Raw genomic sequence first — 14,201 nt, 5'->3', positions numbered from 1 at the left:
AATTCAATTATACGGACACTAAGTTTATCTATCCGGTCAGAAATAACTTTATACGGTCAGAAACAAAGTTGCCCCTCCTAGGCCACAGGATATGGGTCATGCAATCGTTGCCACAGTACGCGGCTAACTTAGATTACCTTCCTTTTAACTATGCGCCCTTAGCCTTTCTTCCTCTCACACTTGAGAGCATTGAACAACTCTTCAATATAACTTCTAGCGAATATGTGCCGCGTTGATTTCCGTTCCAGGCGGACGCTTTTCGCCGGCATGGCTTCAGCAGCTTCCCTCGCTACGCTCAGTCCAGGGTCTTCAGCTCATGTTTTTCCGACTGGAGTCGCCGCCTGAAACGAAAATCAACTATATGTATGCTTACAATTAAGCCTTTCTTTTCTCTAATATAAACATTTTAAATCTTGTTCCACAATACCATTTATTCACACTAGTTTTTCTACAATCTGAAGCATCCTTCACGAATGCTTTTTATTTTCCTATATAGAATCCTAGGAATGCTAAGCCTATGCCTCCAATATAAGTAGCAGCAAAATAGATTAGCCATTTTCGAGGATATTTTTGAAGTGTCAATAATTCACTATTAAAGGTCGAAAAGGTTGTAAAAGCACCGAGAAGTCCTACTCCAAAAAGCAGAGTTGAGTATTTATCTAGTCCGAAATGAATACTGTATCCCAATAAAAATGATCCGCTTAAATTAACGAGAAGCGTGCCAAGAGGTAATTTTCGTTCCTGATTGTTCAACTTTTGGGATATGTAAAATCGAACGATGGATCCTAAAAACCCACCAATAGCTACAACGCCAAGATAAAAAATACTCATTTACTTACCTCACTCTTCCACCCTAATTTACTCATCAGAATTCCACCAACCATACTAATCAATACATAAACTATGGATAGTAGAGTTTCACCTCTATTAACTAATTCCACTGTTTCCAAACTAAATGCGGAGAAAGTTGTAAAAGCACCTAGAAATCCTGTAGTTATGGCAGATTGCAGAGTCAAAGGTAGTCTACTTTTTGGCAATGCTACTGATGATAAGTAAGCAAGTATATAACAACCAATTAAATTTATAGCTAATGTAGCAAACGGGAAAATAGAGTCTGTAAACAATAGAAATCCGATTATATACCTTAATAATGCCCCTAGTGCTCCAGCTACTCCTACTAGCAAATATGCCATTTTTCACATCACTCCATCATAATAAATAAAAAACAGAACACCCAAAGTTTTAATATCTTTGGGTGTTCACAGCTAAATATTTTAGTTTAAAAGCGTTGTAACATCCACATAAGGAAGATCTTGTGCTTCCGCAACGGCTTTAAATGTAACATGACCAGCTAAAGTATTGATACCTTTTTGCAATGCAAGATTATCCAAGCATGCTTGTCTGTATCCTTTGTTGGCAATTTGTAAAGCATAAGGAACAGTCGCATTAGTTAGTGCCATTGTGGAAGTTCTCGGAACAGCTCCAGGCATATTAGCAACTGCATAATGAACAACACCATGTTTTTCATAAGTTGGGTTATCATGCGTTGTGATACGATCAGAAGTTTCAAAGATTCCACCTTGGTCAATTGCAATATCAATGACAACAGAGCCAGGAGACATTGATTTAATCATTTCTTCTGTAACAAGTTTAGGGGCCTTTGCACCTGGAATTAGAACCGCACCCACTACTAAATCTGCTTCTTTTACTGCTTGTCCAATATTATATGGATTAGAGATTAATGTTTGAACATTACTACCAAATAAATCTTCTAACTGACGAAGACGATCAGGATTTAAATCGATGATTGTAACTTGTGCACCCATACCTACCGCTATGTGAGCTGCATTTGTTCCAGCAATTCCGCCACCAACAACCGCAACTTTCGCACGTGGTACTCCTGGAACGCCACCAAGTAAAATTCCCTTACCGCCATTAATCTTCTCTAAATATTGTGCACCAATTTGAGTTGCCATACGACCAGCAACTTCACTCATTGGAGTTAATAATGGTAAAGAATTATTTGGAAGTTGAACTGTTTCGTAAGCAATGGCAGTTACTTTCTTATCTAATAGTACCTTCGTCAAATCTTCTTCAGGAGCTAAATGTAGATAAGTAAATAGAATCGATTCTTCTTGAATCAAATTATACTCATCATGAGTTGGTTCTTTTACTTTCATAACCATTTCTTGATTCCATGCTTCTTGTGCAGTGTTTACAATTGTTGCACCTGCTGCAATATAATCCTCGTCTGTAAAACTTGAACCTAATCCTGCTCCAGTTTCAATTATTACTTCGTGATTATGAAGCTTTAAAGTAACTACACCAGCAGGCGTCATAGCCACACGGTTTTCGTTATTTTTAGTTTCTTTTGGCACACCAATACGCATTTCCATATCCCCTTATGTACAATATTTTAAAAATTTTAAAACGTTTTAAAACACTTTCATTTTAACATTTATATAGGAAAATTGCTTCAACAAAATAATAATTATACGGATAAGTTCACAAGTTGTTCTTAAAAACTTAGATGAAATAGAAGGAATACAAAAAGTAATCTCGAAATATATATATATAACAAGAATAGGAGGTTTTAATGATGACATTAAAATACAAACAAATTCTAGTTGCAGTTGATGGTTCTAAGGAAGCTGAACTTGCTTTTAAAAAATCTGTATCCATTGCGGCAAGAAACAATGCCACTTTAAATTTAATTAACATTATTGATACAAGATCATTTGCTGCAATCGAGGCCTATGACCGTTCAATTGCTGAACGAGCACAAGTATTTGCAGAAGATTTACTAGCAGACTATAAAAAAGAAGCTCTTGCAGGTGGCGTTACAAATGTGAACATATTAGTAGAGTATGGTTCACCAAAAACAATGATTTCGAAAGACATTGCAAACAAAGTTGAGGCAGATTTAATTATCTGTGGGGCAACTGGTTTAAATACAGTAGAACGCTTCCTAATTGGTAGTGTATCTGAATACATCGTTCGTTCGTCAAAATGTGATGTTCTAGTAGTTCGTACAGAAGAAACAGAAGATTAAATAGAAAAGAGGTAGCCCTGTTGGGTTACCTCTTTTTTTATAATTCCGCCAATCTCATCGTATCTCTTGCAATCATTATCTCTTCGTTCGTTGGAATCACAATTACTTTTACTGGTGAATGAGGGTAATTTATAAACGTTTCTTTACCAAGTATTTTGTTTAAATCAGAATCCATATAAACACCCATAAATTGTAGTCCACTTAGAACTTTTTCACGGATGACCGAGCTATTTTCACCTATACCTGCTGTAAATATTATTGCATCTACTCCATTCATACGAGCAGCATATGAGCCAATATATTTGTGAATACGATTTGCAAAAACATCAAGGGCTAACTGTGCACGATCATTTCCTTTGGATGCCTCCGTAACGATGTCACGAAGATCACTTGAAAATCCAGAAACTCCAAGCATACCAGATTTCTTATTCAATATATCTAGTACTCCTTCCGCGCTTTTTCCCGTCTTTTCCATTAAATAAGGGATAAGTGCTGGATCGAGATTTCCTGATCTTGTACCCATCGTAACCCCTGCAAGGGGGGTGAAGCCCATAGAAGTATCAATCGATTTTCCACGGTGTATAGCAGCAATACTTGCTCCGTTACCTAGATGGCAGGAGATAAATCGAGTAGTTTCAATAGGTCGATTCAACATCTTGGCTGCACGATACGCAACATATTTATGAGAGGTACCATGGAAACCATATTTACGGATGCCATACTTCTTATAATAGTCATAAGGAATGGAATACAAATAAGAGCTTTCTGGCATTGTTTGATGAAAAGCAGTATCAAAAACGGCTACAGCTGGAACATGTGGTAATTCTTTTGCAACCTCACGAATACCTGTAATATTTGCTGGATTATGTAACGGTGCGAGTTCGGATAGTTCATCAAGTGTGTTCAATACTTCATCCGTTATCAGCACAGAATCACTATAAACTTCCCCACCATGAACAACACGATGTCCAACCCCCTGTATATCCTCTAATGAGTAAATTACATTTTTTTCTAACAGTTGTCTAATTAATAATTTAACGGCTTGCGTATGGTTTTCAACCTGTTCAATTAATTGAGTACGCCCGCTTTCCGTAGTCATCGTAAAAATAGGATCACTCAAACCAATTCGCTCAATTAAACCTTTTGCAATTACTTCTTCTTCGGGCATTTTAAGCAATTGAAACTTTAAAGAAGAACTACCTGCATTAATCGCTAAAATATTTGCCATAAAAAAACGCCCCTTCTATAAATTAGTACGTTAATTGTACCTTTCATAGAAGGAGCGAGCAACTATCCTTACCATCATTTAGCGTTTTCTTCTTGCCAAATGTCAATTTTTTTAAAGAAGAGTTCCATCGCTTCTTTATTTGACATATTTGGTACTTTTGCAAGTAATACTTCTCTTGGTGCTTTTAATGTCTCGCTTTTCTTTTGAATAATTAACAGGCTTTTTTCCTGTCCTTTAGTTTTAAAAATATTGGATGGAAGTTGGATAACCGCTTGAATCCATCCAGTTTCTTTTAAAAACTTATGAAGTTTTGGTGCTTGTTTAGATTCAAAAATAGATTCCGGAACTAAAAAGTATAAGTATCCTCCAGGCTTCACATGTTTCATAGATTGTTCCATAAACAAATGGTGTGCATATGACATTTCCTCTTCACTGTGAAGGAAGTAATCTTGAGAAGTTTCCGAATCAGGATAATACCCAACAGGTAAATCACTTACTACAACATCCACTGGATCGATTAGCAAAGGTTTAAGTGCATCTTGTCTAAATAGTTGTATATCACAAGTTAGCAACTCTCCTGTTTGTGCTGCCAACTGGATCAACAAATCATCTATTTCGACTCCAAATGCATGGTTTTCTGTCGGTAAAGAATTCATAATCGTGTAAAGTAAATTCCCTGTCCCTAAAGCAGGATCTAAAATTGCCAGTTCTTTTTTGCCTTTCGACATTTCCTTCACAAGATAAGCTACCAGTAAACCAATCGCATCTGGAGTCATTTGATGATTGACCTGAGCTGATTGTTTCATCCCTTTTAAGATTGCTAGTTGTACTGCTTTTCTTATTTGCTCTTTGCTAGGATTTGTGATGGAAGGCGTCTTTTTATCCGTTATCCATAGTTCAAGTGCATAAATAACGCCCTCTAAATAAGTAGCTGATTCTTGTTCTTCAATAAAGCTACTTTCTTGATCTATAAACGTAAAAATTTTTTCGACATTCGTGTGCATATTTATCCCTCATATGAAAACCCACTCTCAAACTCGAGTGGGTTTAATTGTATTATTAATTAGTTAATGCATTTACCGCTTCTAAAGCTTTTTCATAGTTTGGATGATCGGTACCTTCACCCACATATTCAGCATAAGTAACAACGTCATTTTTATCGACTACAAAAACTGATCGGGCTAGTAATCGTAATTCCTCCATATATACACCGTATGCTCTACCAAATGAAAGGTCGCGGTGATCAGATAGCGTTTGAATTGCGTCAGCAGCATTAGCCCCACACCAACGTTTTTGAGCAAAAGGTAAATCTACTGATATAGTTAATATTACTACATCCTCACCTAAACTAGCAGCACTTTGATTGAATTTGTTTGTTTGTATAGAACATACTCCAGTATCAAGGGAAGGAACTACACTGATTAAACGAATTTTACCAGCAGAATCTTGAAGTGTTACTGGTGATAAATCATTTGCTAGAACTGTAAAGTCTGGCGCTTTGTCTCCAACTACTACTTCTTTGCCAACTAAAGTTACGGGATTATTTTTAAATGTTACTTGAGCCATAATATGTAGCCTCCTTTTCATTATCTTCATCTTACTAGAATGTGTTCTGCTCTTGCAACTCTTTTGCTGATGAAGGTAATGTATATTCAACTTTTTGTGTTTTATCATAAACAGCTTCGTGTACAACTAAAGTATCTGCTATAAAGTCATGAATAGCCTGTTTTCTTGGTGTAAAAGCAACTGCAAGATACGGGATATTGAGTGGAATTACCGATATAATTCTACCAACCCATTCTCTAAATAAAACCGTACTCCATTTTAGCTTTTCTCCATCCTTTGAGATTACTTTAATACCAAAGATCATCTTTCCAACTGTTTGGTTCAAAAACTTCGTCATCAACACGAAATAAGCATAAAATACAATCGCTGTAATCAAAGTAAAAGGTGCATACCAAGTAGGATCATTTATCTCCAATGAAAATAAACGGAAAATAGGTTTGATTAGTAACATTCCAATAGAAGATAAAACTAAAAGATCCACTATATATGCCCAAAATCGTATCCAAAAGCCAGCTGCTTTGTGCTCAAATTGGTCAGAATGCTGTGCAGTGACTTGTTGAGTAGTAGCTTCACTTACTTGCACAATATTTTCTTCTGGCTGTTCAATTTCACTCATCATTTTCCCTCCTTATCATTCACCGTATAAATACATCATGCGAGGTGCACTATTGTCTGCAATTAATTTCCCAATTAATTTAGATTCGATATCAACACCAAAGAAAGTTTGTGCCTTCATCGCAAATAATGAAGAAAAACTTGGCGAATACCCATATTCAAAAACCTCTGCATTTTCTAAATCATAATCAGTTTTAATCGCTTGAACTACATCTTCTAAAAATCCAGTCTCATCCGCTAATCCAGCTTCAATTGCTTGGCGTCCATTTACTATTCTTCCGTCCGCTACTTTTTTAACTTCAGCCTCAGTCATATTACGACCTTGTTCGATAATATCTACAAAATCCTCATATGAGTCATTCAACATAACCTGTAACATATCTCTTTCCTCTTGTGTCATTTCTCTGGATGGGCTCATAATATCTTTATATGGACCAGATTTGATGGTAACAAATTCAACACCAAAATTCTCAGCTAACTTACCATAATTGACACTTTGCATAATTACACCAATTGAACCTGTAATCGTTTCTTTGTTAACAAAAATTTTGTCCGCGGATGCTGAAATATAATATCCACCTGAGGCTGCCATACTTCCCATCGAAACATAAATCGGCTTACCTGCTTCCTCTTGTATCTCTCTTATCTCTTTATAGATTTGCGCAGATTCAACTACTCCACCACCGGGTGAGTTTACTTGAAGTACAATTGCTTTAACCGATTCGTCCGTTTTCGCTTGTTCTAATTGCTCTAAGAAGAATTGATGATTATAAGTCTCCGTAGCAAAAAGTGAACCAGTACTTCCTGTATCTTGTATAACTCCATTTACTGTAAGGAGTGCAACTCGCTCATTCAAATTACCTTCTTCTATTACTGTTTCATAAAACTCCGAACTTGAAACTGATGCAAACTCTTCCATCATTGATGTCCAATCCGTAGAAAATGCGCTTGATAACGTATTGACAAAAATGGAAACTGCTAATAATACGGTTGCCCCTAAAATGGCAAACCAACGTTTCATATTCATATACCTTGCTCCTCCTTTTGTTTACATTCTTACATACGAAAAAAATGTTTAAATGTTTCATGAAATGTTAAAATAAATGCACATACAGAAGATCACATACTTCTAATTAACTCGAACGACTAAAAAAGAAAAATACTTAATTAAAAGGAGAAAGCTTAATGACCTCAAGAAATACAATATTTCTTTATACTAAGAATGACATAGAATCATTAGAAAAAAAAGATGTTTTAGCAGAAGCCATTGAGTCATATGGCTTTCACGTTGTAGATAAACACCAAGATGCTTCCATTATTGTTAGTATTGGAACAGACGGCTCTTTTTTGCAGGCAGTTCGCAAAACCGGTTTTCGACAAGACTGTCTTTACGCAGGAATCTCTACTACTGGCACATTAAGTATGTACTGTGACTTTTTAATAGAAGATATAGAATCAATGGCAGATGCAGTTTTAAATGATCAAATAAAAGTTCGAAAATATCCTTTAATGGAAATATCGGTCAATCATAATCCAAAATTTTATTGTTTAAATGAGTTTGCTATTCGATCCAATATCATTAAAACATTTGTACTGGATATTATTATTGATGATATTCACTTCGAAACATTTAGAGGGGACGGTATGGTTATATCAACACCTACTGGTAGCTCTGCCTATAATAAATCACTTAATGGCGCGGTTGTAGATCCGCTTCTTCCATGTATCCAAGTAACAGAAATTGCTTCCGTCAATAGTAATGAATTTAGAACTCTTGGGACTTCTTTTATACTAAGTGGCAGCAGATCCTTAGAACTCCGTTTACATAAAGATTGGAACGATTATCCTTCTATGAGCACCGACAACGAAGCTCTAAGCATTCAACATGTAGAGACTGTTTCGATTGCTTTAAGTAACAAAATTGTCAAAACTGTTAAATTAAAAAATAACAGCTACTGGGAAAAAGTAAAACGTTCCTTTTTATAAGAGTCCCTATAGCTGATTATAAATTGAAGAATTTTTGTTCATAACTACTAGTTAGAATATTTATTAGCACTAAGAAAGTGGAACACGGATGTGCGCTTGCCGCAGGCTGCCTAATGAAAAAAACATGTCTAACTTTTTGGATTCACTTCAGAGCGTGTTTGAGGATGGAATCTAAGTTCGCCGCCTCCTGCTCCTGCGCAAAGCTCGTCGCAAAAGAACTTTTTACGGCAACGATTGCATGACCAACATCCTCCCAAGCGGCTCGGCGCTCGCCTGCGGAAAACGAGCGGTAAGCTTCGGAAAACCTGATTTATCCTATATAATAATAAATTTGGGCTTATCTTCAGTCTCTGAAACAGGTAGTCACCGCACTACCTGTTTTTTTCGTACCTCTACAATTTTAGAAGCAGTAAATAAAATTAACGCTACCCAAATAAACGAGAATGATATGAATTCAATTTTACTAAACGTTTCGCCATATATAAAAACTCCGATAACCAACATAAGAGTCGGTGCTATGTATTGAAGAAATCCTGACATATAAAGCGGCATCGTTTTAGTACCTTTGGCAAACAATACAAGAGGCACCGCAGTTGCAACACCGGTAAAAACTAGCAGGATCACAGTAGGCGCACTAGAATGGAAAAAGACAGCTTTGTCGGTAATTAATAAATAACCAAAATAAATAAGAGCTACTGGTAAAACAAACGCAGTTTCAATGGTTAACCCTCTCAATGGATCAATAGTTAAACTCTTTTTAATAAGTCCATAAAAAGCAAATGTTAACGCCAAAATAAATGCAATCCATGGGATTTCTCCATAGGAGACAGTTAAAATTATCACTCCTACTGCTGCTATAAGGAAGGAAAGTTGTTGGGCTCTTGATAATTTTTCTTTTAAAAAAATTATGCCTAATAGAACCGAAATTAACGGGTTAATATAATAACCTAGACTTGTTTGAACAATATAGCCTGCATTTACTGCAAATATGTATGTAAACCAATTGCCTGTTACTAAGTAAGAAGCTAGCACAAGACTCCAAAAGGCTTTCTTATTTTTCCAAAGTTCTTTTAAATCGCTCTTTAATAACCTAAAGTTCTTCATTACCATTACTACTAAAAACGTAAATATAAAGGACCATATTACTCGACTTGCTAAGATTTCATCACTGGAAACATCCAAAAGCAACTTCCAATAGATTGGCATAAACCCCCATAAAATATAAGCAACTGCTACGATTACTATTCCTTGTTTTTCTTCACTTCGCAAAATTATCACCTCACATATTTAGGAACTCGAAACACAAGAAACATTATAATACTTTACTTTACTAAAGTAAATGGACAGATTTTCAACTACACAATAAAGCACGGAGAATATACATTCTCCGTGCTAATTTTTTAGTTAGTTTTGAGTTGTTGTTCTTTCTGTCTTAACTCTATTCGTCTTATTTTACCAGAAGTAGTTTTTGGTAACTCCTTGATAAATTCTATTTCACGTGGATATTTATATGGTGCTGTCATGGATTTCACATGATCTTGAAGTTCCTTTACAAGTTCCTCTGAACCTTGAATGGAAGTGTCACGTAAAACTACAAATGCTTTTACAATAGTACCTCTAACCTCGTCGGGACTTCCAACAACTGCACATTCTTGAACAGCAGGGTGTTTTGTAAGTGCATCTTCCACTTCAAATGGTCCAATGGTATAACCAGAGCTAATAATGATATCGTCTCCTCTTCCTTCAAACCAAAAATATCCATCCTCATCTTTTTTCGCTTGGTCACCTGTAATATAGTAATCTCCTCTAAATTGCATGGAAGTTCTTTCTGGATCCTTTAAATACTCTTTAAATAGGGCTGGAGTCTCTACATGCACTGCTATATCTCCAACTTCACCAGGAGCGCAAATTTCTCCAAATTCATTAATTATTTCTACAGTATTGCCTGGAGTAGGTTTTCCCATTGAACCAGGTCGAGCTTCCGTTCCCTTCATTGTTCCAACCAATAATGTATTTTCTGTTTGACCATAGCCGTCACGTACTTCTAAGTTGAATAGTCTATCAAATGTTTCAATTACTTCTCTATTCAAAGGTTCCCCTGCTGAAACGGCACTATGAAGTGAAGAAAGATCATAATCCTTTAACCCATCTACTTTAGCCATAATTCGGTATTCAGTAGGTGTACAGCAAAGAACATTTACTTTTTTCTCTTGTATATTTTTTAAATACGTTTTCGGCTCAAATTTCCCATTATATACATAACCAATTGCGCCACTTCCTAAAGTTGCAAGGAACGGACTCCAAATCCACTTTTGCCATCCGGGACTAGAAGTAGCCCATACAATATCACCTTCTTGGATTCCTAGCCAATTCGGTGCTGATGTTTTTAAATGTGCAAAAGCCCAGCCATGTGTATGTACTACACCTTTTGGATTTCCAGTAGTACCACTTGTATAAGATAGAAAGGCCATATCATCCTTTAATGTATCTACCACTCGAAACTCATCTGATTCTGCTATGATTTCATTTGTTAGTGATACCCAGTTCCCTTGACTTTCACCTATTACTAAGAGTAATTTTTCATCTAAATGAGAGACATCTTCAAATTGGTCTAAAAATGGCTCATATGCAATAATTGCTTTTGCCTCACTATGCACTAGTCGATATTCAATATCCTTTGCACGAAGCATTTCTGAACTCGGTATAACAACTAAACCTGCTTTTAATGCTGCAATATATACTTCGTAAGCCTCTATTAAACGAGGAACCATTATTAATACTACATCACCTTTTTTAAGACCTTTTCGTCCAAAAAGATTTGCTATTTTATTTGACCTTTTCATCAGTTGGTTATATGTACTAGTTTTTACTTCACCCTTTTCGGATTCCCATATAAGTGCTAGCTTGTTTTCATCTGTACTATGTTTTTCGAATTCACTTACTAAATTATAATTTTCAGGTGCAATTAAGTCTTGTTTATTCATCCTAACTCCTCCTTTTTATACACTTTAATTATAAAGGACGTTATTTGAGTTTTATATAAAAAAATAATATTCAGAAATTATATTTACATAATATTTTCTTATTAAAGAAAACCGGTAGCCTAAGCTACCGGTTCGTTGTTTAATTATTTGCTGAAACCATTCATTTGTGATTGAGCTTGAGCAACTAATCGCTTAGTAATTTCTCCGCCTACGGATCCGTTGGCACGCGATGATGCTTCTCCCCCAAGTTGTACTCCAAACTCTTGAGCAATTTCATACTTCATTTGATCAAGTGCTTGTCTTACTCCTGGTACTAAAAGTTGGTTTGAAGAATTGTTGTTTGGCATGTCTCTCACCTCCTTGTGAATATAGATTGGTCAATTTCTTTTAAATCATACACAAGGAGATGAGGTATATTTTGTCATTTATTAAAGCAAATTTTCAAACTCGTTTTTCTTTTTACTTGGAAAAGAAATCACTTCTCTATTCTCAACTGCTTCTTTTATCAATTCATCAAAATCCTTAAAGCTTTCATAGTACTCCACTTTTTCAAGCTTTGGCTTGGTTTTTGGGCAGGATGGAGTGAAAATTGTACAACAATCTTCGTAAGGCAATATAGAGGTCTCATATGTCCCGATATTTCGAGCTATATCAATAATTTCAAGTTTATCAAAAGAAATAAGCGGTCTGAAAATAGGCGTTGTTGATACCGCATTTATTGCTGTTAAGCTTTCTAATGTTTGGCTTGCAACTTGACCTAAGCTTTCACCTGTTACTATTCCTAAAGCACCGATTTCTTCCCTTACAAGGTCTGCTATTTTCATCATCATTCTTCTAGTTGTTGTCATTGAAACATTATCCGGTATCTGAGCTTGAATGCTTTGTTGTATAGCTGTAAAAGGAATTACATGCAACCTTACTGTTGCGCCAAAATGACTTAATTGATTGGCTAAATCCATTACTTTTTCTTTTGAGCGTTCACTTGTAAAAGGTGGGCTATGGAAGTGAATAGCATCTAAACGAACTCCACGTTTTAATAACATATAACCCGCAACAGGACTATCTATACCTCCCGAAAGCATTAACAACGAGCGACCATTGGATCCAAGAGGCATACCACCTGCTCCTGGAATAACTTGAGCCATCATGTATACTGCATCCGATAATACTTCAATACGTAATTCAATTTCTGGTTTTTTCATCTGCACTTTTAAGCTAGAGAATTGTCTTAGTACATGATTTGCAACTTCTCTTTGAAGTTCATACGTATCTAGTGGGAAACGTTTATCTGTACGCTTTACAGTCACTTTAAACGTTTTATCTTGGTTTTCTAAACTGTCAATTATTTTAATTGCAGTTTCTGTTATGTCCTCTAGTTCTTGCGTACAAGAAGCAACAGGGCTAAATGATTGAATACCAAATATTTTCGGTAGACGTTTGATCATTTCATCAATTTCAGCATCATCCTTTGAACTTAAAAACATTCGGTCCCTCTCAGCTGTGATTTTCACATTAGGTAAATCAACAAAAGAAAATTTTATATTATTTCGAAGATGTGTAATGAATGTCTTTCTGTTTTTACCCTTTGTTGATAATTCTCCGTATCGAACTAATATTTTTTCCCATTTCATCTTTTTTAGTCTCCTTTTATTACATGCATTACTCTTGTAAATATTTTTTTAAATTGCTCCACTTCTGCTTCTGTATTCGTATAGGAAAGACTTAGTCTTATGACTCCTTTAATATAATCATCATCTAGATGCATCGCTTTTAATACATGACTAGTTTTTGTTTGTTTAGAAGAGCATGCACTACTTGTTGAGACAATAATTCCTTCCTGTTGCAAAGCATTTATAAATACTTCTCCTTTTACACCTCTAACCGAAAAAGATACAATATGCGGTGCAGTTATTTCCGGGGAAATGATTTTTATAGAAGAAAATGTTTTTAAAAAGCTTTTAAGTTCGTCGGTCATTTTTTTTAAGGTGTCTATATGTTCCTTTAAATTCGTATTGGCTAGTCTCACTGCTTTTGCTGTACTCACAGCAAGGGGAACTGGAGTTGTTCCGCTTCTGATTCCGGATTCTTGTCCTCCTCCATAAAGAATTGGATCTATTTCAATTGAATTTTTTAAAGCAAGAAGTCCCGAGCCTTTGAGACCATGAATTTTATGAGAAGAAATAGTGATTGCATCTACGTGCTGCTCTTCAAAATTTACTAACATCTTTCCAAAGCTTTGTACGGCATCCATATGAAAGACAGCTCGACTATGTGATTTTATTATTGTTGATATTTCATTTATTGGTTGAATAGATCCTATTTCGTTGTTTACATGCATAACACTAACTAAAATTGTCTCTTTACGAATTAGTGTTTTTAAATCTTCTAAAGAAATAACCCCATCCTTTTGAATGGTAATTTTTTCCACCATAAACCCTTGCTGTTGAAGCATTTTTGCTGCTTCTAATATAGAGGGATGTTCGATTGCTGATATGAGAACATGATTACCACGAAGTTTATATTTATTAGCTAAACCGAATATTGCTAAATTATTTGACTCTGTTCCACCAGAAGTAAAATATATTTTTTCGCTTGATGTTTTAAGTACATCTGCAACTTGTGTTCTTGCTGATTGTAGCAATTCATTTGTATGATGCCCAAATTCATGGATAGATGCTGGATTTGCCCAAAAATTTTCATTTACCGATACAAATGTATTCATTATCTCTTTATGAGCTTTAGTTGTAGCACTATTATCAAAATAAATCAT

At 35.5% G+C, this 14,201-nt stretch carries 15 protein-coding genes; 2 read left to right on the top strand and 13 right to left on the bottom strand.

Translation table 11 applies throughout. The annotated features are described in order from the left end of the window. Positions 1 to 480: 480 nt before the first annotated feature. The 3 genes from WAX74_RS06460 to ald form a co-directional block, all read right to left on the bottom strand. Positions 481 to 831: a fluoride efflux transporter FluC gene (locus tag WAX74_RS06460; protein WP_336496841.1), complete on the bottom strand. Its 351-nt coding sequence runs from the start codon at positions 829 to 831 to the stop codon at positions 481 to 483. Next, positions 828 to 1,193 (bottom strand): fluoride efflux transporter CrcB, encoded by a 366-nt coding sequence (crcB, locus tag WAX74_RS06455; protein ID WP_336496840.1) that lies wholly within the window; start codon positions 1,191 to 1,193, stop codon positions 828 to 830. The genes WAX74_RS06460 and crcB overlap by 4 nt, the downstream gene beginning before the upstream one ends. Before the next feature lie 81 nt (positions 1,194 to 1,274). After that, positions 1,275 to 2,390: an alanine dehydrogenase gene (gene ald, locus WAX74_RS06450; protein WP_336496839.1), complete on the bottom strand. Its 1,116-nt coding sequence runs from the start codon at positions 2,388 to 2,390 to the stop codon at positions 1,275 to 1,277. 209 nt (positions 2,391 to 2,599) lie between these two features. Between ald and WAX74_RS06445 the strand changes: the two genes are divergently transcribed. Next, positions 2,600 to 3,052, top strand: a complete 453-nt coding sequence (locus WAX74_RS06445; RefSeq protein ID WP_336497073.1) for a universal stress protein — start codon at positions 2,600 to 2,602, stop codon at positions 3,050 to 3,052. Between the two features lie 37 nt (positions 3,053 to 3,089). Here WAX74_RS06445 and WAX74_RS06440 read toward each other — a convergent pair whose 3' ends face one another. The 5 genes from WAX74_RS06440 to sppA form a co-directional block, all read right to left on the bottom strand. After that, a complete protein-coding gene (locus tag WAX74_RS06440) occupies positions 3,090 to 4,280 on the bottom strand; it encodes an acetate/propionate family kinase (protein ID WP_336496838.1) in 1,191 nt (396 codons plus the stop codon). A 74-nt stretch (positions 4,281 to 4,354) separates the two neighbouring features. Next, the gene (locus WAX74_RS06435; protein ID WP_336496837.1) at positions 4,355 to 5,284 is read right to left on the bottom strand and encodes a class I SAM-dependent methyltransferase; all 930 of its coding nucleotides are present in this window, start codon (positions 5,282 to 5,284) and stop codon (positions 4,355 to 4,357) included. Positions 5,285 to 5,339: 55 nt separating this feature from the next. Continuing rightward, positions 5,340 to 5,846 carry a thiol peroxidase gene (gene tpx, locus WAX74_RS06430; protein ID WP_336496836.1) on the bottom strand — a complete coding sequence of 169 codons (507 nt, stop codon included), beginning with the start codon at positions 5,844 to 5,846 and terminating at the stop codon, positions 5,340 to 5,342. A gap of 34 nt (positions 5,847 to 5,880) precedes the next feature. After that, positions 5,881 to 6,465: an RDD family protein gene (locus WAX74_RS06425; protein ID WP_336496835.1), complete on the bottom strand. Its 585-nt coding sequence runs from the start codon at positions 6,463 to 6,465 to the stop codon at positions 5,881 to 5,883. A gap of 12 nt (positions 6,466 to 6,477) precedes the next feature. After that, positions 6,478 to 7,488 carry a signal peptide peptidase SppA gene (gene sppA, locus WAX74_RS06420; RefSeq protein ID WP_336496834.1) on the bottom strand — a complete coding sequence of 337 codons (1,011 nt, stop codon included), beginning with the start codon at positions 7,486 to 7,488 and terminating at the stop codon, positions 6,478 to 6,480. Between the two features lie 158 nt (positions 7,489 to 7,646). Here sppA and WAX74_RS06415 point away from each other — a divergent pair, with 158 nt between their 5' ends. Next, complete coding sequence (locus WAX74_RS06415) at positions 7,647 to 8,447, top strand: NAD kinase (RefSeq protein WP_336496833.1); 801 nt, start codon at positions 7,647 to 7,649, stop codon at positions 8,445 to 8,447. Between the two features lie 363 nt (positions 8,448 to 8,810). On the opposite strand, the gene rarD is transcribed toward WAX74_RS06415, so the two are convergent. From rarD to WAX74_RS06390, 5 genes are all read right to left on the bottom strand, one after another. Further along, positions 8,811 to 9,716: an EamA family transporter RarD gene (gene rarD, locus WAX74_RS06410; protein ID WP_336496832.1), complete on the bottom strand. Its 906-nt coding sequence runs from the start codon at positions 9,714 to 9,716 to the stop codon at positions 8,811 to 8,813. Positions 9,717 to 9,847: 131 nt separating this feature from the next. Beyond that, positions 9,848 to 11,431 carry an acyl-CoA synthetase MbcS gene (mbcS, locus tag WAX74_RS06405; protein WP_336496831.1) on the bottom strand — a complete coding sequence of 528 codons (1,584 nt, stop codon included), beginning with the start codon at positions 11,429 to 11,431 and terminating at the stop codon, positions 9,848 to 9,850. A gap of 143 nt (positions 11,432 to 11,574) precedes the next feature. After that, positions 11,575 to 11,778, bottom strand: a complete 204-nt coding sequence (locus WAX74_RS06400; RefSeq protein WP_336496830.1) for an alpha/beta-type small acid-soluble spore protein — start codon at positions 11,776 to 11,778, stop codon at positions 11,575 to 11,577. 81 nt (positions 11,779 to 11,859) lie between these two features. Next, positions 11,860 to 13,062, bottom strand: a complete 1,203-nt coding sequence (gene thiI / locus WAX74_RS06395; protein ID WP_336496829.1) for a tRNA uracil 4-sulfurtransferase ThiI — start codon at positions 13,060 to 13,062, stop codon at positions 11,860 to 11,862. 5 nt (positions 13,063 to 13,067) lie between these two features. Further along, positions 13,068 to 14,201: a cysteine desulfurase family protein gene (locus WAX74_RS06390; protein ID WP_336496828.1), complete on the bottom strand. Its 1,134-nt coding sequence runs from the start codon at positions 14,199 to 14,201 to the stop codon at positions 13,068 to 13,070.

The organism is Psychrobacillus mangrovi, assembly GCF_037104765.1.
GTDB classification, from domain to species: Bacteria; Bacillota; Bacilli; order Bacillales_A; family Planococcaceae; genus Psychrobacillus; species Psychrobacillus mangrovi.
This window is presented reverse-complemented; position numbering and strand designations above follow the sequence as displayed.

Coding starts and splice junctions, on each gene's coding strand:
- WAX74_RS06460 (WP_336496841.1), bottom strand. CDS start 831: ATGAGTATTTTTTATCTTGGCGTTGTAGCTATTGGTGGGTTTTTAGGA.
- crcB (WP_336496840.1), bottom strand. CDS start 1,193: ATGGCATATTTGCTAGTAGGAGTAGCTGGAGCACTAGGGGCATTATTA.
- ald (WP_336496839.1), bottom strand. CDS start 2,390: ATGCGTATTGGTGTGCCAAAAGAAACTAAAAATAACGAAAACCGTGTG.
- WAX74_RS06445 (WP_336497073.1), top strand. CDS start 2,600: ATGACATTAAAATACAAACAAATTCTAGTTGCAGTTGATGGTTCTAAG.
- WAX74_RS06440 (WP_336496838.1), bottom strand. CDS start 4,280: ATGGCAAATATTTTAGCGATTAATGCAGGTAGTTCTTCTTTAAAGTTT.
- WAX74_RS06435 (WP_336496837.1), bottom strand. CDS start 5,284: ATGCACACGAATGTCGAAAAAATTTTTACGTTTATAGATCAAGAAAGT.
- tpx (WP_336496836.1), bottom strand. CDS start 5,846: ATGGCTCAAGTAACATTTAAAAATAATCCCGTAACTTTAGTTGGCAAA.
- WAX74_RS06425 (WP_336496835.1), bottom strand. CDS start 6,465: ATGATGAGTGAAATTGAACAGCCAGAAGAAAATATTGTGCAAGTAAGT.
- sppA (WP_336496834.1), bottom strand. CDS start 7,488: ATGAATATGAAACGTTGGTTTGCCATTTTAGGGGCAACCGTATTATTA.
- WAX74_RS06415 (WP_336496833.1), top strand. CDS start 7,647: ATGACCTCAAGAAATACAATATTTCTTTATACTAAGAATGACATAGAA.
- mbcS (WP_336496831.1), bottom strand. CDS start 11,431: ATGAATAAACAAGACTTAATTGCACCTGAAAATTATAATTTAGTAAGT.
- WAX74_RS06400 (WP_336496830.1), bottom strand. CDS start 11,778: ATGCCAAACAACAATTCTTCAAACCAACTTTTAGTACCAGGAGTAAGA.
- thiI (WP_336496829.1), bottom strand. CDS start 13,062: ATGAAATGGGAAAAAATATTAGTTCGATACGGAGAATTATCAACAAAG.
- WAX74_RS06390 (WP_336496828.1), bottom strand. CDS start 14,201: ATGATTTATTTTGATAATAGTGCTACAACTAAAGCTCATAAAGAGATA.